This is a genomic window from Clavibacter lycopersici, assembly GCF_003576405.1.
In the GTDB taxonomy this organism is placed as follows: Bacteria; Actinomycetota; Actinomycetes; order Actinomycetales; family Microbacteriaceae; genus Clavibacter; species Clavibacter lycopersici.
On sequence record NZ_QWGT01000427.1, the window covers coordinates 1 to 1,064 of the forward strand.

Below are 1,064 nucleotides of genomic sequence, written 5' to 3' on the forward strand. Positions count from 1 at the left end.
GCCGAGGCCGCGACGGGCGCCGCGAGGACGGACGCCGAGGCGAGGCCGCCGGCGAGCGCCAGCGCGGCGACCGCGGCCGCCGTCCGTCGGGATCGGGTGCGTGAGGCGGCCGGAGCCGCCGGGGTCGAGGGGGTGGTGGATGGCGGATGGATGCGCATGTCGTTCCTCCGGGCTCGTGCGGTTCGCGACCCGACGGGACGTCGTCCGCCGACGCGGAGGTGGTGGAGGACGCTCCTCGGGGGACGCGCGGACCCCTGGACGGTAGCGGGATCCGCCGCCCGGCCGTCGGCCGCGTCCCCAGCCGGGCGCGGCTCGTCAGACCAGGACCGACCGGTCCACGACGTCGTGCTCCCGGCCCGCGTCGGACCGGCCGGCGTCGGGCGCGACGCCGCGCCAGGCCTCCTCGAGGATGTCGAGCGCGCGGTCGGTGGCCGCGGGCGGCGCCGTGATGGGGATCCGCAGGAACCGCTCGAACGCGCCGTCGTGCCCGAAGCGGCTCCCGCCCGAGATGGCGAGCCCGCGCGACCGGGCGGCGAGCGCGAGCTCCGTGCTCACGGGCGCGCCGATCCCGACCCACACCGCCAGTCCGCCGTCGACGTGCGGCACCTCCCACCCGGGGAAGCGCCGCGCGAGCTCGGCCTCGACGTGGTCGCGCGTCTCGCGGAGGCGGGCGCCGCGCTCGGCGAGGAGCCCGTCCATCCCGCCCAGCACCTCGGCCACCACGAGCTGCTCGAGCACGGGCGTGCCGAGGTCGCGGGCCGAGCGCGCCCGGGCCAGCTCGCGGAGCAGCGGCCGGCCCGCGCGGATCCACCCGACCCGCAGCCCGCCCCACACCGTCTTCCCCACCGACCCCACCAGCACGACCGCGCCCGGCGACCCGTGCACGGCCAGCGGCGGATGCACCCCCGGCCGGTCGATGTCGAGCTCGGCCGTCGTCTCGTCGGCGACCACCGTCACGCCGTGCGCCTCGGCGAGCGCCACGATCCGCGCCCGCTGGTCCTCGGGCATCGTGCGGCCCGTCGGGTTGTGGAAGTCGGGCATGAGGTAGGCGAGTGCGGGCCGGG

1 protein-coding gene is annotated in these 1,064 nt (G+C 78.7%); it reads right to left on the reverse strand.

Features of this window, described 5'->3' with window-relative positions:
* Window positions 1–315: 315 nt before the first annotated feature.
* A partial coding sequence (locus DZG00_RS15705) for an aminotransferase class I/II-fold pyridoxal phosphate-dependent enzyme (RefSeq protein WP_147360076.1) occupies window positions 316–1,064 on the reverse strand: 749 nt, incomplete at its 5' end.